General features: G+C 71.6%; 16 protein-coding genes. 8 read left to right on the forward strand and 8 right to left on the reverse strand.

What is annotated here, in order from left to right; all coding sequences use genetic code 11:
* Positions 1 to 162: 162 nt before the first annotated feature.
* The 3 genes from QQM67_RS18230 (at position 163) to QQM67_RS18240 (ending at position 3,493) form a co-directional block, all read left to right on the forward strand.
* Positions 163 to 1,167, forward strand: a complete 1,005-nt coding sequence (locus QQM67_RS18230) for an ROK family protein (protein WP_314174955.1) — start codon at positions 163 to 165, stop codon at positions 1,165 to 1,167.
* Positions 1,164 to 2,375 carry an N-acetylglucosamine-6-phosphate deacetylase gene (gene nagA, locus QQM67_RS18235; protein WP_314174956.1) on the forward strand — a complete coding sequence of 404 codons (1,212 nt, stop codon included), beginning with the start codon at positions 1,164 to 1,166 and terminating at the stop codon, positions 2,373 to 2,375. The genes QQM67_RS18230 and nagA overlap by 4 nt, the downstream gene beginning before the upstream one ends.
* Before the next feature lie 149 nt (positions 2,376 to 2,524).
* Positions 2,525 to 3,493, forward strand: coding sequence for a 1-phosphofructokinase family hexose kinase (locus tag QQM67_RS18240; RefSeq protein WP_314174957.1), 969 nt, complete (start codon positions 2,525 to 2,527; stop codon positions 3,491 to 3,493).
* A 45-nt stretch (positions 3,494 to 3,538) separates the two neighbouring features.
* Here QQM67_RS18240 and QQM67_RS18245 read toward each other — a convergent pair whose 3' ends face one another.
* Together QQM67_RS18245 and cdgB are read right to left on the reverse strand one after the other, a co-directional pair.
* On the reverse strand, positions 3,539 to 4,513 hold the full coding sequence (locus tag QQM67_RS18245) for a carbohydrate-binding protein (protein WP_314174958.1): 975 nt from the start codon (positions 4,511 to 4,513) through the stop codon (positions 3,539 to 3,541).
* A 291-nt stretch (positions 4,514 to 4,804) separates the two neighbouring features.
* Positions 4,805 to 6,463 carry a diguanylate cyclase CdgB gene (gene cdgB / locus QQM67_RS18250; protein WP_314174959.1) on the reverse strand — a complete coding sequence of 553 codons (1,659 nt, stop codon included), beginning with the start codon at positions 6,461 to 6,463 and terminating at the stop codon, positions 4,805 to 4,807.
* Positions 6,464 to 7,024: 561 nt separating this feature from the next.
* On the opposite strand from cdgB, the gene QQM67_RS18255 reads away from it, so the two are divergent.
* Positions 7,025 to 7,558, forward strand: coding sequence for a flavin reductase family protein (locus QQM67_RS18255; RefSeq protein WP_314175139.1), 534 nt, complete (start codon positions 7,025 to 7,027; stop codon positions 7,556 to 7,558).
* A gap of 35 nt (positions 7,559 to 7,593) precedes the next feature.
* Here QQM67_RS18255 and arfB read toward each other — a convergent pair whose 3' ends face one another.
* Positions 7,594 to 8,043, reverse strand: coding sequence for an alternative ribosome rescue aminoacyl-tRNA hydrolase ArfB (gene arfB / locus QQM67_RS18260; protein ID WP_314174960.1), 450 nt, complete (start codon positions 8,041 to 8,043; stop codon positions 7,594 to 7,596).
* Between the two features lie 169 nt (positions 8,044 to 8,212).
* On the opposite strand from arfB, the gene QQM67_RS18265 reads away from it, so the two are divergent.
* Positions 8,213 to 8,788 (forward strand): TerD family protein, encoded by a 576-nt coding sequence (locus QQM67_RS18265; RefSeq protein WP_314174961.1) that lies wholly within the window; start codon positions 8,213 to 8,215, stop codon positions 8,786 to 8,788.
* A gap of 188 nt (positions 8,789 to 8,976) precedes the next feature.
* Complete coding sequence (locus tag QQM67_RS18270) at positions 8,977 to 9,474, forward strand: hypothetical protein (RefSeq protein WP_314174962.1); 498 nt, start codon at positions 8,977 to 8,979, stop codon at positions 9,472 to 9,474.
* A gap of 14 nt (positions 9,475 to 9,488) precedes the next feature.
* On the opposite strand, the gene QQM67_RS18275 is transcribed toward QQM67_RS18270, so the two are convergent.
* From QQM67_RS18275 to QQM67_RS18290, 4 genes are all read right to left on the reverse strand, one after another.
* Positions 9,489 to 10,193, reverse strand: coding sequence for a pentapeptide repeat-containing protein (locus tag QQM67_RS18275; RefSeq protein ID WP_314174963.1), 705 nt, complete (start codon positions 10,191 to 10,193; stop codon positions 9,489 to 9,491).
* 201 nt (positions 10,194 to 10,394) lie between these two features.
* Positions 10,395 to 10,751 carry a cupin domain-containing protein gene (locus tag QQM67_RS18280; RefSeq protein ID WP_314174964.1) on the reverse strand — a complete coding sequence of 119 codons (357 nt, stop codon included), beginning with the start codon at positions 10,749 to 10,751 and terminating at the stop codon, positions 10,395 to 10,397.
* Positions 10,752 to 10,906: 155 nt separating this feature from the next.
* Positions 10,907 to 11,764, reverse strand: a complete 858-nt coding sequence (locus QQM67_RS18285) for a lysozyme (protein ID WP_314174965.1) — start codon at positions 11,762 to 11,764, stop codon at positions 10,907 to 10,909.
* A 135-nt stretch (positions 11,765 to 11,899) separates the two neighbouring features.
* Positions 11,900 to 12,676: a uracil-DNA glycosylase gene (locus QQM67_RS18290; protein WP_399067040.1), complete on the reverse strand. Its 777-nt coding sequence runs from the start codon at positions 12,674 to 12,676 to the stop codon at positions 11,900 to 11,902.
* A gap of 267 nt (positions 12,677 to 12,943) precedes the next feature.
* On the opposite strand from QQM67_RS18290, the gene QQM67_RS18295 reads away from it, so the two are divergent.
* Positions 12,944 to 13,480 (forward strand): DUF488 domain-containing protein, encoded by a 537-nt coding sequence (locus QQM67_RS18295; protein WP_314174966.1) that lies wholly within the window; start codon positions 12,944 to 12,946, stop codon positions 13,478 to 13,480.
* A gap of 72 nt (positions 13,481 to 13,552) precedes the next feature.
* Complete coding sequence (locus QQM67_RS18300; protein ID WP_314174967.1) at positions 13,553 to 14,290, forward strand: SOS response-associated peptidase; 738 nt, start codon at positions 13,553 to 13,555, stop codon at positions 14,288 to 14,290.
* A gap of 16 nt (positions 14,291 to 14,306) precedes the next feature.
* Here the strand turns inward: QQM67_RS18300 and QQM67_RS18305 are convergent, their stop codons facing one another.
* A complete protein-coding gene (locus tag QQM67_RS18305; RefSeq protein ID WP_314174968.1) occupies positions 14,307 to 15,209 on the reverse strand; it encodes a bifunctional helix-turn-helix transcriptional regulator/GNAT family N-acetyltransferase in 903 nt (300 codons plus the stop codon).
* Between the last annotated feature and the right edge of the window lie 37 nt (positions 15,210 to 15,246).

Genomic DNA, 15,246 nt, shown 5'->3' on the forward strand with positions numbered 1-15,246 from the left:
ACGCCCCTCCCGTTTCATCCGGTACGTGCCGCCAAGAGCACCGACGGGGCAGTTCTCCGTACCAGATCAGGACAGTCCGCCGCCCGCCACGGCCGACGGAGCCGAAACAGATGGCAGAAGTGGACTAGACCTGTTCCACGGTGACGCGGGAGACTGATCCCCGTGAGCACGAGTCCACGGAATCCGGAGTACGTCATCGCCCTCGACGTGGGCGGCACCGGCATCAAGGCCGCGCTCGTCGGCCAGGAGAGAGCAGAAGGAGGCGGAGCCGACCGCGCCGGTTCGGAAGGGGCCGGCAACGAGCTGCTGTACGAGTCGCGGCGCGGCACCCGCCGCGAGGAGGGCCCGGACGCGGTCGTCGAGGGAATCCTCGACTTCGCGGCGGAGCTTCGCGCTTACGGCGTCGAGCAGTTCGGCACCGAACCGCTCGCCGCAGGCGTCGCCGTTCCCGGCATCCTCGACGAGGCCTCCGGCACGGCCGTGTACGCCGCGAACCTCGGCTGGAGCGACGTGCCGCTGCGCGCGCTGCTGGCCGCGCGGCTGGGCGGCATCCCGGTCGCGCTCGGACACGACGTGCGTACGGGCGGCCTCGCCGAGGGCGCCATCGGCGCGGGCGAGGGCGTGGACAGGTTCTTCTTCATGGCGCTGGGCACGGGCATCGCCGGGGCCATCGGAATGGACGGCCGGGTCGAGCCGGGCGCGCACGGCGGCGCGGGCGAGATCGGCCACGTCGTGGTGCGGCCTGACGGGCCGGAGTGCGGATGCGGGCAGCGGGGCTGCCTGGAGGCGCTCGCCTCGGCCTCCGCCGTGGGACGCGCCTGGGCCGCCGCGAGCGGCGACAGCTCGGCCACGGCGGCGGACGCCGCGAGAGCGGTCCGCGCGGGCGACGAGCGCGCGATCGCCGTCTGGCGGGACGCCGTCGACGCGCTCGCCGCCGGTCTCGTCACGGCTCTCACGCTCCTCGACCCGCGCACGGTGATCATCGGCGGAGGGCTGGCCGAGGCCGGAGACATCCTGTTCGTACCGCTGCGGGAGGCGGTGCGCGAACGCGTCACCTTCCAGCGGCTCCCCACGATCGTCCCGGCGGCGCTGGGGGACGCCGCGGGCTGCCTGGGCGCGGGACTTCTCGCCCGGGACCTACTCTCCGCGGAGGTTGCGAGCCGATGAGCCCGACGAAGGCGACGAACGAGCGCACCGTGCTGACCGGTGCCCGGGTGGTGCTGCCCGGCGGGGTGGCAGAGGACGCCACGCTGACCGTCGAGGGAGAGCTGATCTCCGGGATCGTACGAGGGGACGCGGTGCGCGGGACCCCCGCAGAGACTGCCGCCGAGACCGCCGGAGCGGCGAACGCGCTCGATCTGAGCGGGCACTTGATCGTGCCAGGCTTCGTCGACATGCACGTGCACGGCGGCGGCGGTGCGTCCTTCTCCGCGGGCACGCCCGAGGAGGCCCTCGCCGTCGTCGGCACACACAGGCAACACGGCACGACCACCATGGTCGCCTCGACGGTCACCGGCGAACTCGCAGACCTTGCCCAACAGGCCGCCGCGCTCAGCGAGTTGGTAGAGCAGGGGGATCTGGCGGGCATCCACTTCGAGGGCCCGTTCATCTCCCCGCACCGCTGCGGCGCGCACGACCCGGAGCTCCTGCGCGACCCCGATCCGTCCGACGTGCGCAAGCTCGTCGACGCCGCGCGCGGCACGGCGAGAATGATGACGCTCGCCCCCGAACTCCCCGGCGGGCTCGACTCGGTGAGGATGCTCGCCGACAGCGGCGTGATCGCGGCGATCGGCCACACCGACTCGACGTACGACGCGACAGCGGAGGCCGTCGAGGCCGGTGCCCGGGTCGCCACCCATCTCTTCAACGCCATGCCCACGCTCGGCCACCGCGCGCCCGGGCCCGTCGCCGCCCTGCTGGAGGACGAGCGGATCACCGTCGAGCTGATCAACGACGGCACTCATCTCCACCCCGCCGTACTGGAGTTGGCCTTCCACCGGGCCGGCGCCGGCCGCGTCGCCTTCATCACCGACGCTATGGGCGCCGCCGGCATGGGCGACGGGCGCTATCCCCTCGGGCCGCTGGAGGTCGAGGTGCGCGACGGCGTGGCCAGACTCACCGAGGGCGGCTCGATCGCCGGATCGACGCTCACCCTCGACGAGGCGTTCCGCCGTGCCGTGACCGTCGACGGGCTCACGGTCGAGGACACCGTGCGCGCCCTGTCGCTCAATCCGGCGAGGCTGCTCGGAGTCGACGACCGTACGGGCTCGCTGGAGCCCGGCAAGTACGCCGATCTCGTGGTGCTGGACGCCGCGTTCGAGGTGGCGGGCGTGATGCGCCGGGGCGGCTGGACGGTGCGGCCCGAGGCGGGGTGACCCCCGGTACGTGCGGCGGACCGCCGGGGCGCGGCGGCTCCGCCCGTAGGGGTCGCGACGTCGAAGATCAAATGGCATGATCGCTCGGGCGGTTGTCGTCTCACACCTCTACGCGCGTCCCCGCCCCGTCCCCCCTGGAGTGGTCTCCCGTGATCCTGACGGTCACGCTCAACACCGCCCTCGACCTGACCTACCGGGTGCCCCGCATCGACGTGCACGGCTCGCACCAGGTGCGCGAGGTGGTGCAGCGCCCGGGCGGCAAAGGGCTCAACGTGGCACGCGTGCTCGCCGCGCTCGGCCATGGGACAGTCGCCACCGGCTTCGCGGGCGGCCTCACGGGATCGGAGCTGCGCGAACTGCTCGCGCGGGAGCGGAACATCACCGACGAGCTCGTGCCGACCAGCGGCAGCACCCGCCGCACGGTCGGCGTCGTCGACGAGTCGGGCGGCGGCTCGACCCAGTTCAACGAGCCCGGCCCGCACATCTCACCCGAGGAGTGGTCCGCGTTCCAGGACACCTACGCGCGGCTGCTGCGGGACGGGGGCGTGAACGGGGACGGGGACGGCGAGGGCGTCGAGGCCGTCGCGCTGTGCGGCAGCCTGCCGCCGGGCGTGCCCGTGGGCGCGTACGCACAGCTGACCCGGGAGGCGCACGCCGCCGGAGTGCCCGTCGTGCTCGACACCAGCGGCGAACCGCTGCGCCGCGGGCTCGCCGCACGCCCCGACCTCGTCAAGCCCAACGCCGTGGAGCTCGCCGGGATCACCGGGACGACGGAGCCGCTGCGCGCCGCGCGGGCGGCCCAGCGCCGCGGGGCCCACTCGGTGGCCGCGTCGCTCGGGCCCGAGGGCATGCTGCTGGTGACCCCGGACGGCATGTGGCAGGCGGGCCCGCCCCGCTCGCTCACGGGCAACCCCACCGGAGCCGGGGACTCCGCGGTGGCGGGGCTGCTGTCCGGGATGGTCGAGGAGCTGCCCTGGCCCGACAGGCTGGCGCGCGCGGTGGCACTGTCCGCGGCGACCGTACGGGCGCCCACGGCAGGGGAGTTCGACGAAGAGCTCCACGCGGATCTGCTGTCGCAGGTGACGGTCGAGGAGAGCGGGGAGACCGCGCCCGGCTGAGCGGGCGACGGCAGGCGCCGATCGGCGATCGCCGATCGGCGCGATTCAACGGATCTTGCCCGCCTTCAGCCAGACCTGGTCGAGGTTGAACTCGCAGTTGTTGCCCTCTTCGCAGGAGATCTTGAAGGTGTTGGTCCCCTGCTTCAGGTCGACGTAGGCATAGGTACGGGTCCAGCCCTTCTCCCAGTCGCCCTCCTCGGCCTGGCCGAAGTTGGACATGTTCAACGGCTGGGAACTCGGCTGCCCGTTGACGGAGAGCGTCGCGTTCGCGTCCTTGCCCGGGACCCCGTAGCGCACGTAGAGCGTGTACGCCCCGGCCTTCGGCACGTTGCCGGCCGTCCATGTCGCCGAGGCGCCCGTGGCGTTCATCCCGCCGACGTACGAGCCGCCGCTGCCTTCGGCACCCGGGACGTCGCTGGCGGCAGCCGCGCCGCCCGCGAGCTGGAAGGCGGCGGCGTCCTGCTTCTTGCCGATCTGCTTGCCCTTGCGCGGCGTGCTCGCGCCGGGCTTCTGCTGCCCGCCCTTGTCGCCGCCCGCGCCGGCCGAGGCGGCACCGCTGTTCTGGGCCTGCTCCCCGCTGTCGTTGTTGAAGTAGATGGCCGCGCCTATGCCGATCACGACGGCGGCGACGACGGCCAGCGCGCCTATGAGCAGGCCGTTGCGGCTGCGTCCGCCACCGGAACCGTGGCCTCCGCCGTAGCCGCCTCCGATTGCGCCCGTGTGCTGCTGAGCGGCGGTGCGCCCGCCGGGCATCGTCTCGGGCGCGGCGTAGTGCGCGTTGGGCTGCTGCGCCCCGTAGGAGGCGGTCTCCTGGGTGCCGGCGCCGCCGTACTGCCCGAACTGGCCGCCGTATCCGCCGTACTGGCGCTCGCCGACCGCGCGGACCTGGTTGTACGAGCGCCTGGGGCCGCCACCGCCCTGAGGGGCCGGCGAGCCCTCACCGCCCTCGTGGCGATAGAGGTAGGCGAACGGGTCGTCGCCTTCCGGCGTCGCACCGGTGCCGTCGTTCTCGGCGGTCATCCCCTGTCACTCCCAACTGCGTCACGTATCCGGCCGAGCCTACCTCTCCAGGGTGAGGGCTACGCCAACGCTGAATGATCGCGCAATGGCCGGGAGGGGGAGATGCCGCACGGCGACGGCGGGTTCGCTACGGGGTTCGCGGAGGCGCGTTCGTGCGGGATTCCTGGGCGGAGTGGCCGCCCGACGCCAAAACGGGCGGCCGTCCGACGCGGAGACCAGGGCCCGCGCGTGAGGCGACCGCCGGTACGGAAATCCCATGGCGCCGTCGCAGGGCACGAGCCGGCCCGCGATCTAGCCCGCGCGCCGCTGCCCCTTCGAGCGGGACCGCTTCTCGACGTACATGCGCTGGTCGGCCGATTGCAGGACCTCCTCGGCGGTCATCCCGCACCCCGCCCAGCCGATGCCGAAGCTCGCGCCCACGCGCACGGCACGGCCGTCCACGCGGATCGGCGGAATGATCGCGTTCCGCAGGCGGACCGCGAGGTCCTGCGCCTCCGCCGGGCCGACGCCGTCCGTGAGCACCACGAACTCGTCGCCTCCCATGCGGGCTACGGTGTCGTTGTCCCGCACCCCGGCCGAGAGCCTGCGGGCGACCTCGACGAGGACGGCGTCGCCGCAGTTGTGCCCGAAGCGGTCGTTGATCGACTTGAAGCCGTCCAGGTCGCAGAAGAGGACGGCGAGACCTTTCTCACCCTGCACCGTGCCGGTCGGCGGCACCGCGTGCGTGTGGTGCGGGTCGTACATGCCCGTGGACGCGAGGACTCCCGAGCCCGCGTCGTCGAACTGGAGCCCGGAGGCGAAGCCTTCCCCGTCGCCGTTCCCGTTTCCGTTCCCGTTGAGATCCGTGTGCATCACCCCGGAGATCGTCGGGAGCGGGCGGGCGCACAGCCGCGAGTTGAGACGCGCCCGCAGCTCGGCGCTGTTGGGCAGGCCGGTCAGGGAGTCGTGGCTCGCGCGGTGGGCGAGCTGGAGTTCGTGGCGCTTGCGGTCCTCGATGTCCTCGACGTGGGTCAGCAGGAAGCGCGGGCCGTCCGCGGTGTCGGCCACCACCGAGTTGCGGAGCGAGACCCATACGTACGAGCCGTCGCGCCGCGCCAGACGCAGCTCGGCCCGGCCGCCCTCCGCGGACGTGCGCAGCAGGGTGCCGATGTCCTCGGGGTGGACGATGTCGGAGAAGGAGTAGCGCCGCATGGCCGAGGCGGGCCGCCCCAGGAGCCTGCACAGCGCGTCGTTGATGCGGATCAGCCGCCCGTGCTGGTCGCCGCCCATCTCCGCGACGGCCATCCCGCTCGGCGCGTACTCGAACGCCTGCCGGAAGCTCTCCTCGCTCGCGCGCAGCGCCGACTGCTCCCGCTCCAGACGCACCAGCGCCCGCTGCATGTTGGAGCGCAGCCGCGCGTTGCTCAGGGCGATCGCGGCCTGTGACGAGTACAGCTGGAGCGCCTCGCGGCCCCAGGCGCCGGGCCGCCGCCCGTTGCGTGGCCTGTCCACCGACAGCACGCCGAGCAGCTCGCTGTCGGACGCGTACAGCGGCGCGAACAGCCGGTCCATGGGGTGCCAGTCGTCGGGGCTCTGCGGCGCTGGGCCCGCGGAGTGCCACTGCGGGACGTCGTCGTCGTCGAGGACCCAGCCCTCGGTGTACGGAATGAAGCGCAGGTTGCCCCACGCCTCCCCCATCGACAGCCGCCGGTCCCACGAGGCGCGCGAGCCGACCCGGCCCGCCATCATCGCCTCGGCGCCCTGGCTGCCCGCGACGGCGGCCACGACGAGGTCGCCCTCCGGACGTACGAGGTTGACGGCCGCGATCTCGAAGCCCAGGCCCTCGACCACGCCGTCGGCGACGGTCTGAAGGGTGTCGGCGAGGCTGCGGGCAGTGCTCAACTGGGCCACGACGAGGTGCAGTTGACGCAGACTGGCAAGGCGGACGTAGGGCTCCGACTCGGTTTCCATCGCCCTCCCCCTGAGCCTCGTCGTCAACTCCAGGTGTTCGCGGGACGTCATTGTCCGACCGCCACGGCCACTGAATCACAGCGAGCTGCGCGCCAGGTACACAGGGTCAACAATTATTGCCCGCTGTGACTCAAGTCACAACTGTACGCAGCCCGTTGACTCCTCTCCGTATGAACGGGCATGCGTCCCGGACCTCGGCCGACGCCGTCGACCGAATGACCGGTCATGAGACAGTACGGCCTTACCGGAGCGTAGTACGGCGAATGCGCCCCTTTTCGCGCCCCTGATTTGCCGGCGCCGCACGCCCCAACTCCCGCATCCGCGGCGGATCTTGGCGTTCCGGCGACACTTGCCCTGGTCACAGAGTCATCACTCATAATCCTTCTCCCGTACACCCGAGAGGCACGATCTGGTCACAAGAGCGTGCGATACGGCTCCTCCGGCTCATGGGTCCCAGGTCCTGGTCCCGGGGGCCGATGCGGCGGACGAGCGGCAGCGGCTAGCGTTTTTGACGTGTCACACGCAGTGCAGCAGCAGACGAGCCCGGCGCCGGACGCCCCGATGCCCCATGCTGGCGGGGTGAGCGAGGACGAGTTCCGGGCGGCCATGGCGAGACTCGCGGCCGGTGTGGTGCTGGTGACGGCGTACGACCCCGACGACGGCCCGGAGGGCGCGGACGTCGGCATGACCGCCACCGCCTTCATGTCCGTCTCGCTCGAACCGCCGCTGGTCATGGTCAGCGTCCGCGACGGGTCGCGCATGGACGAGCTGCTGGAGCGCCGTCCCCTCTGGGCCGCCTCCCTGCTCACGGAGAACCAGCGCCAGACGGCCGGCCGCTTCGCGATGAAGGGACGGCTGAGCGACAGACTCCTCTTCCGCGAGCTCCCGCACACCCGTGGCGAGGCGTCGGAAGCGCCGCTGGTGGACGGGGCGCTGGCGACCGTCGAGTGCCGGACCGAGCAGCGTGTACGGGCGGGCGATCACACCCTCGTCATCGGGCGGGTGCTGGCGGCGGGGCTGCCGCACGCCCCGGACAGCGGCCCGCTCACGTACTTCCGGGGGCGCTATCACTCGCTGTCGAAGCACGGTTCCTGACAGGACGGGCGGCGGGCGCTGGTCGGAGCCGCTGGTCACGACCAGTCGCGTCCCGAGCGTCCGCGCTTGATGTCGCCGCGCTGCTTCTTCTGGCGAAGCCTCCGCTCGTGGACGCCGCGCGGCACCTTCTTCTTGCGGCGCGGGCGCGGCGGCGGTGCCGTCGCCTCAGCGAGCAGCGCGGCCATGCGGACGCCTGCCGCCTCCCGGTTCCGCCACTGGGAGCGGTGCTCCCCGGCCCGTACGACCAGGACGCCGCCGCCCACGAGCCTGCCCGCGCCCGCGAGCCGCTCCAGCGCGCGCTCCTTCCACACCTCGGGCAGCGCCTCGGTGGCCGCCAGGTCGAAGCGGAGCTCGACCCTGGTGTCGCTGGTGTTCACGTGCTGCCCGCCCGGCCCCGAAGAGCGCATGAAACGCCATACCAGCTCGGCCTCGGGCAACGAAACCGATCCGCGGATGACATAAGGGGACGGGGACATGTCCTCCATGGTCGCCGCACGGGCACATCCGGGCCACCGCCTTTTTCCCGCGCCCACCTGGAACCCACCCGTGGACGGGCTGCGTTGTGCAGAGGTAGGAACAAGCCGACCCGGCGACTTCCACCAACCGCATATCCAACCGATTCGCATCGGACTCACCAAACGGAAGGGCATCCCCATGGCTGTAAGCCTGTCCAAGGGCGGCAACGTCTCCCTGACCAAGGAGGCACCGGGCCTGACCGCCGTCACGGTCGGCCTCGGCTGGGACGTCCGCACCACCACGGGCACCGACTTCGACCTCGACGCGAGCGCCATCGCGGTCAATCCGGCCGGCAAGGTCTACTCCGACCAGCACTTCGTCTTCTTCAACAACAAGACCACCCCGGACCAGAGCATCGTGCACACCGGTGACAACGTCACGGGTGAGGGCGAGGGCGACGACGAGCAGATCAACGTCAACCTGGCCGGCCTGCCCGGCGACGTCGAGAAGATCGTCTTCCCGGTCTCGATCTACGACGCCGAGAGCCGCAGCCAGAACTTCGGCCAGGTGCGCAACGCCTTCATCCGCATCGTCAACCAGGCCAACCAGTCCGAGATCGCTCGCTACGACCTGAGCGAGGACGCCGCCACGGAGACCGCCATGGTCTTCGGCGAGCTGTACCGCAGCGGCGCGGAGTGGAAGTTCCGCGCGGTCGGTCAGGGCTACGCCTCCGGACTCGTGGGCATCGCCCAGGACTTCGGGGTCAACGTCTGACCTACGTACGCGTCGCATCACGTCGAGCGCCGCCTGCCGCGGCGTCGGCGTTCCCGCGTGCACACAGGTCGAGGGCGGTGCTCGCCAGAACGGGAGCACCGCCCTCGGCGTGTCCGCGGGCGCTCGTGGATGCTCGCGGGCCCACACGCGGCGCGGGCGGCGGACCCCCGCCGTGACACGATCGGCCGGTGCTCGACATCGGCTACTCGCTCTCCCGGCGCTTCCCCGACCCACCGCAGACGGACTACCGCACCGCGGACGTACGGGCCCTGCGCCACGACCTGTTCAGCGGGGACGTCTACCTCGCGGACACGGAGACAGATCGCGAACTGTCCACAGCCTGGGGATGGTTGCCCGTCCTCGACTTCGCGTGGGCGCTGTGCGACACGGCCGAACTGATCGACGCGGACCAGCGCGGCAGCCGCGCCGCCGGCCCGCAGCACGCGGAGATCGACTTCACCGAGAGCACCGAACGGATGCGCTTCGAGCGGCGGTTCGGCTGGGTGGACATCACCGCCGACTGGTCGGCGGAGGGCGAGGCGCCGCTCACGTTCCCGCATACGGTGCTGCGCCGCGAGGCGCGCGACTTCCTCCACGATCTCCTCGCGGACCTGACCGACATGCACGAGGGCCTCGGCGACAACCCGGCCGTGTGGACCCTGCGGGCCCGCTTCCCCCGCGTCTGACGGAGTACGGGCCGTCAGCCTCCCACCCGCACGCCCAGCTCGGCCGCGAACGCCGGTGCCAGATCCATCAGTTGAGTCGAGTTGATCACCGCGCCGCCCAACTGCCCGATGCCCGCCGCGATGTCCAGCTCCACGGCGTCCCGCAGATCCACATCGGTGAGCGCCGCCCTGCTGAAGTCGACTCCGCGCAGCACGCATCCCGTGAACGCGACCCGTTCGAGGACGGCACCGCCGAAGTCCGGCTCGACCAGCACGCAGTTCTCGAACGTGACGTCCAGCAGGCGGCTCTGCCGGAGATTGAGGAAGTCGATCTTCCCGCCGCGCACGAGCACCCTGGACAGCCGGGCGCCGTGCAGCTGTACGCCGCCGAGGCGGGCGTCCAGCACCTCCACGTCCCGCAGCTCCACTCCGGCCAGGTCGGTGCCGGCTCCCGTGACGCCCTCCAGCACGCTGTCGAGCAGCCGCGCGCGCTCCCATCTCGCCTCGTCCAGCGAGCAGTTGCGGATTCCGCACTCGAGGAAGCGCGCGCCCGACGCCTCCGTGCCGGCGAGATCGGCGTCCTCGAACGCCATCCCGTCGTAGTCGCCGTCCGGGGCAAGCGCCTCCTCGTACGGACGCAGCTCCGGAAGTCCGATCTCGGGGCGGCGCGGTGTCCGGACCGCTCGGCGCGCCGCCTTGTTCCCCGTACTCGCCCGCGTCGTGCGCGTCGTCCTCGTCATCACGCCATCGTGCACCAGGGCACCGACAACGCCCTGTGCGATGCCGTGGAGGGCGTCTCCCTCCCTCTCTCCCCGCGCACACGGCGGCCGCGGGCAACGCGGTGTCCCGGCTTCCGCGCCGCCCGCGGTCACGTCCTTGCGGCCCCCGTGGAGCGACTGCTTGTGCTTGTGCTTGCCAGAGCCTGCGGAGGGCCCTGCGCCTCAACCCTTCGCGTAGTCCTTCGCCATCTGGCCGGCGAAGTCGTACATGATGACCGACTCGTCGCCGACGACCCATGCGTCGTGACCGGGCGGGCATACGAAGACGTCACCGGGTCCGACCTCGGTCTCGGAGCCGTCGTCCATCTTGACGTGCATGCGTCCCTGGAGCATGACCCCGTTGTGGTGTACCTGGCAGGTCTCCGTCCCCGCTATCGGGCGCAGCGACTCCGTCCAGCGCCAGCCGGGTTCGAAGGTCACCACCGCGAAATCCAGACCGCTGAGGTGAAGGGCCTCGATGTGCCCGCGCGGGAAGTCACGCCGCTCGTCCGCCTTGTCGACCGTCTTCACTTCGATCATGAGGTTTCCCTCCAATCACCCCTGCTTCTTCCATGGTGCGACTGCGGAGGCGGGAGCGGCGAACGTCCAGGTCGGGAAATCCGCTGACCCCGTCCCGACGCAGAACAGCGGCCCCCCGGATCCGCTCCGGGAGGCCGCTGACGGTGAGTGGGCGCTTACCCGTTGGCGAGCGCCTGGAGCCGGGCGAACGAGCCGTTGAAGCGGTCGTGGTCGCCGACCGTCTTCCCCGTCGAGGTGTACTGCCAGAAGGTGTGGAACGGCCACCCGCCGGGCAGCGTGCCGACCGAGCCGCTCCAGCTCGGCACCCACACCGGGTTGGTCTTGTTGAACTTCGTCGAGTTGCCGGTGCAGGTCTTCCACCAGGTGGTGGAGGTGTAGATGACGGCGTCGCGACCGGTGCGCGTCTTGTACGTCCGCACGAAGTCGCTGATCCAGTCGACCATGGCCTTCTGCGACTTTCCGTAGCAGGCCGAGCCGTACGGGTTGTACTCCACGTCCAGCGCGCCCGGTAGCGTCTTGCCGTCCCGCGACCAGCCGCCGCCGTGCGACGCGAAGTAGTTGGCCTGGGCGGCGCCGCTGGAGTTGGAGGGCAGGGCGAAGTGGTAAGAGCCCCGGATCATGCCGCTGTTGTACGAGCCGTTGTACTGCTGGGCGAAGTAGGGGTTCCGGTAGCTGGTGCCCTCCGTGGCCTTGACGTAGGCGAAGCGTGAACCGTTCTTCTTGAGCGTGGACCACGCCACGTTGCCGTTGTGGCTGGAGACGTCCACGCCTTCCACGGACGCGGCGAGAGTCCGTGACGTCGACGCCTGGACCGCGGGTGCGCGTCCTTCGTGGGTGCTCAGGGTGGAGCCCATCCAGTCCCTCTCTGGGTGCGCCAGTCGCTCACCGTCGCCTTCGGCCTCGGCGATTCCGGGCAGTACGAACATCAAGGCGAGGGCGGTGAGGATGAGTGCGGGGGTCCTCACCGTGCCGGGGACGACACGGCGCGACGGGCCGGACCTGGGCTGGGGCATGCGTGCCTCCGTAGATGTCGATGAGTCGCGCAGCAGCAGCCTCGAATGTATCCGGACAAAAACGTATTAAATGGATGCCTCGCCGGACGGGCGGCACGGAGCCGGGCGGACGCGGTGGCTCGGCGCCGGACGCGGTCAACGCCGGGGCAGACCGGCGGTCTCGGCACCGCGGCGCAGGACGTCGCGGAGCATCGCGGGTGTCAGGGTGCGCGTGAACATGTTGCGCTGGCTCGGGTGGTAGCCGCCGACGAGCCGCAGCTCCGGCCCGCCCCGCCCCCGTACGTCCGTGAGCAGCACCTCGGCTCCGTGCCCGAACGCCGGGCGCGGGCGCGGCAGCCGCCAGCCCGCGTCGGCGAGCACCGGCAGCAGCGCCTGCCACGCGAATCCGCCGAGCACCACGACCGTGCGCAGCGAGGGCCGGAGAAGCCCCAGCTCACGGGCGAGCCAGGGCCGGCACGTGTCGCGCTCCGCGGTCGTGGGCCGGTTGTCGGGAGGCGCGCAGTGCACGGGCATCGTGATCCGTACGCCGTACAGCTCCAGGCCGTCGCCGCGGTGCGTGACCGTGGACCGGGAGGCCAGGCCGACCTCGTACAGCGCGGCGAAGAGCGCGTCCCCGGACGGGTCGCCGGTGAAGACGCGGCCGGTGCGGTTGCCGCCGTGCGCGGCCGGCGCCAGCCCGACGATCGCGAGGGCGGCGTCGGCGGGGCCGAAGCCGGGGACCGGTCGCGCCCAGTACTCCCAGTCCATGAAGGCCTTGCGCTTCGTACGGGCCGCCTCCTCGCGCCAGGCGACCAGCCGCGGGCAGGCGCGGCAGGTGGGGACGACGGCGTCCAGTTCGGCGGCCGTGGTCAGGCGCGGGGCCGTCGCCGCGGGAAAGCGGTGATCGTCCTCGGACGGCGTGGCTGCTGACACCTGCGTTCACCTCGGCTGTTCTTCGTCCGGCCGTCGCCCGTACTTCGGCTCTTCTTCGGGCGGCGTCCCGCGGACCGCTGGCAGACTCGGTTCCATGCGAATGCTCTCGTCGGACACTCGCGTAAGGGAACTACGGAAAGTACGGGAAGCACCGGAACCGCGGCCACGGCGACCGGGGCGACCGCTACGGCCAGTTGAAGCGGCGCACCAGCAGAGACGCCTCGGCCTCCGTTCCCCGGCCGGGCCGCTGACGATCGCAGGGTCCCTGTGACCTCGCCCGCCCCGCTGGTGACCTTCGGTCACGGCGTCGCGACCCGCGATGAGCTGACCGCTCTTCTTCGCGGCGCGGGCGTCGCCGCCGTCGTCGACGTACGTACGGCGCCCGGCAGCCGCCGCAATCCCGACGCCCGCCGTGAGGCACTGGCCGAGTGGATGCCGGAGGCGGGGATCAAGTACCGGTGGGACCAGCGGCTCGGCGGCTTCCGGAAGGCGGCGCCCGACTCCCCCGACGTCTTCTGGGAGCACGCCCAGTTCCGCGGCTACGCCGGTCACACGCGCGACCCCGGATTCGTCGAGGCCATGGACGAGCTGCTGCGGCAGTCGGCCGAGGTGGAACGTACGGCGGTGATGTGCGCGGAGTCCCTGTGGTGGCGCTGCCACCGCCGGATCATCGCGGACTTCGCCGTACTGGCGCGGGGCACGCCCGTGCTGCACCTCGCGCACGACGGGAGGCTCACGCGGCATCCGGCCGCCGCGGGGGCGAGGCTGCGGGACGACGGCCTCCTCGTCTACGACCGGTTGTGAGGCGAGCCTCCCGGGCCGGGCTTCTTCCCAGCGCGGCCGGAGCATGTCCGTCCGCCGTGGCAGGGTGGAGGCATGTGCGGCAGATACGCCTCGACCCGCAGCCCGGAAGACCTGGTCGGCCTCTTCGACATCGACCGGTGGGACCCGGAGCAGACGCTCGCTCCCAACTACAACGTCGCTCCGACCGACGACGTGTACGCCGTCCTGGAGACGGCCGACCGGGAGACGGGCGAGGTGGAGCGGCGGCTGCGACCGCTGCACTGGGGGCTCGTGCCGTTCTGGGCCAAGAGCCCGTCCGTCGGCGCGAAGATGATCAACGCGAGGATGGAGACCGTCCACGAGAAGCCGGCCTACCGCCGGGCGTTCGCCAAGCGGCGCTGCCTGCTGCCGGCCGACGGCTTCTACGAGTGGCGGACCGTCCCGGCGACGGAGACCGAGAAGGCCTACAAGCAGCCGTACTTCATCACCGCCGAGGACGGCGAACTGATGGCGCTGGCAGGGCTGTACGAGATCTGGCGGGACCCCGAGCGCGACAAGGACGATCCGCAGGCGTGGTGGCGGTCGTGCACCGTCATCACCACGGAGGCCACCGACGCGGCCGGCAGGATCCACCCCCGCATGCCGCTGACCATCGCCCCCGCCGATCAGGCGGCCTGGCTCGATCCCGCACACGAGGACCCGGACGAGCTCCGGGCGCTGCTCACCTCCCCCTCGGGAGGCCACCTGAACGCCCGCGCGGTCTCGACTGCGGTCAACAACGTGCGCAACAACGGGCCCGAGCTGCTGGAGCCGAAGAAAACGGACGGCTGAGAGCGCGCGCTCTGCGTCACTCCGGCTGCCGCTCCGTGATCCGCTTCTCGAACCAGTGGTGTGCGTACGGCTCGTCGTTGAACGCTGGCACCTCCTCGAAGCCGCATGCCCGGTACAGCCCGATCGCCGCGCTGAGCGTCTTGTTGGTGTCCAGCCGCAGCGCGCGGCACCCGAGCCCGGCGGCACGCGCCTCCAGTTCGGCGAGGAACCGGCGGCCCAGGCCGAGGCGCCGGGCCTGGGGCGCGACCCACATCCGCTTGATCTCGGCGAGGCCGCCGGGAGACTGCTTCAGACCGGCACAGCCGATGGGCTCGCCGTGCATGCGTGCGACGAGGAACAGGCCGTGCGGGGGCCGGAGTTCGCCCGCGTCGGGCAGCAGGCTCAGCGCGGGGTCGAAGCCGGTCTCGAAGCGCTCCTGCAACTCGGTGAAGTAGGAGCGGAGGCAGTGCTCGGCGTCGGGATGGCCGGGGTCGACGGTGTCGAGCGTGACCGTACCGGCGGTCAGCAGCAGATCGACCTCCGCCATGGCCGCGACCAGCCGGGCGCGCTGGCGCTCGTTGAGCGGTTCCAGAATGGAGCCCGCCAACTCGTCGCTGCGGCCGTCGAGCATGGCGCGTTCCGCGCGGCCCTGCTCCGTGAGGCGGACGGTGCGCACCCGCTTGTCCTCGGCCTGCGGCTCCACGGTCACCAGGCCGTCGGCCGCCAATGAGCGCAGCAGCCGGCTCGCGTAGCCCGAGTCGAGCCCGAGCCGGTCGCGCAGCGCCCGTACGTCCCGGCCCTTCTCGCCGATCTCCCAGAGCACCCGGGCCTCGCCGATGGGCCGGTCCCGGCCCAGGTAGTGATCGTGGAGCACGCCCACGCGCTCCGTGACGGTGCGGTTGAACCGCCGCACCTGCTCTATCTCAGACTCCGAACTCATTTCTCTGACTTTAGTCAGAGAATCGGGGATGTGGCCA

Origin of the sequence: Streptomyces winkii, from assembly GCF_032248595.1 — a bacterium.
Taxonomy (GTDB): domain Bacteria; phylum Actinomycetota; class Actinomycetes; order Streptomycetales; family Streptomycetaceae; genus Streptomyces; species Streptomyces winkii.

Excerpts from the sequence above, each read along its gene's own strand:
- nagA (WP_314174956.1), top strand. The coding sequence starts at position 1,164 with ATGAGCCCGACGAAGGCGACGAACGAGCGCACCGTGCTGACCGGTGCC.
- QQM67_RS18265 (WP_314174961.1), top strand. The coding sequence starts at position 8,213 with ATGGCTGTAAGCCTGTCCAAGGGCGGCAACGTCTCCCTGACCAAGGAG.
- cdgB (WP_314174959.1), bottom strand. The coding sequence starts at position 6,463 with ATGGAAACCGAGTCGGAGCCCTACGTCCGCCTTGCCAGTCTGCGTCAA.
- QQM67_RS18255 (WP_314175139.1), top strand. The coding sequence starts at position 7,025 with ATGCCCCATGCTGGCGGGGTGAGCGAGGACGAGTTCCGGGCGGCCATG.
- QQM67_RS18245 (WP_314174958.1), bottom strand. The coding sequence starts at position 4,513 with ATGACCGCCGAGAACGACGGCACCGGTGCGACGCCGGAAGGCGACGAC.
- QQM67_RS18305 (WP_314174968.1), bottom strand. The coding sequence starts at position 15,209 with ATGAGTTCGGAGTCTGAGATAGAGCAGGTGCGGCGGTTCAACCGCACC.
- QQM67_RS18300 (WP_314174967.1), top strand. The coding sequence starts at position 13,553 with ATGTGCGGCAGATACGCCTCGACCCGCAGCCCGGAAGACCTGGTCGGC.
- QQM67_RS18280 (WP_314174964.1), bottom strand. The coding sequence starts at position 10,751 with ATGATCGAAGTGAAGACGGTCGACAAGGCGGACGAGCGGCGTGACTTC.
- arfB (WP_314174960.1), bottom strand. The coding sequence starts at position 8,043 with ATGGAGGACATGTCCCCGTCCCCTTATGTCATCCGCGGATCGGTTTCG.
- QQM67_RS18275 (WP_314174963.1), bottom strand. The coding sequence starts at position 10,193 with ATGACGAGGACGACGCGCACGACGCGGGCGAGTACGGGGAACAAGGCG.
- QQM67_RS18285 (WP_314174965.1), bottom strand. The coding sequence starts at position 11,764 with ATGCCCCAGCCCAGGTCCGGCCCGTCGCGCCGTGTCGTCCCCGGCACG.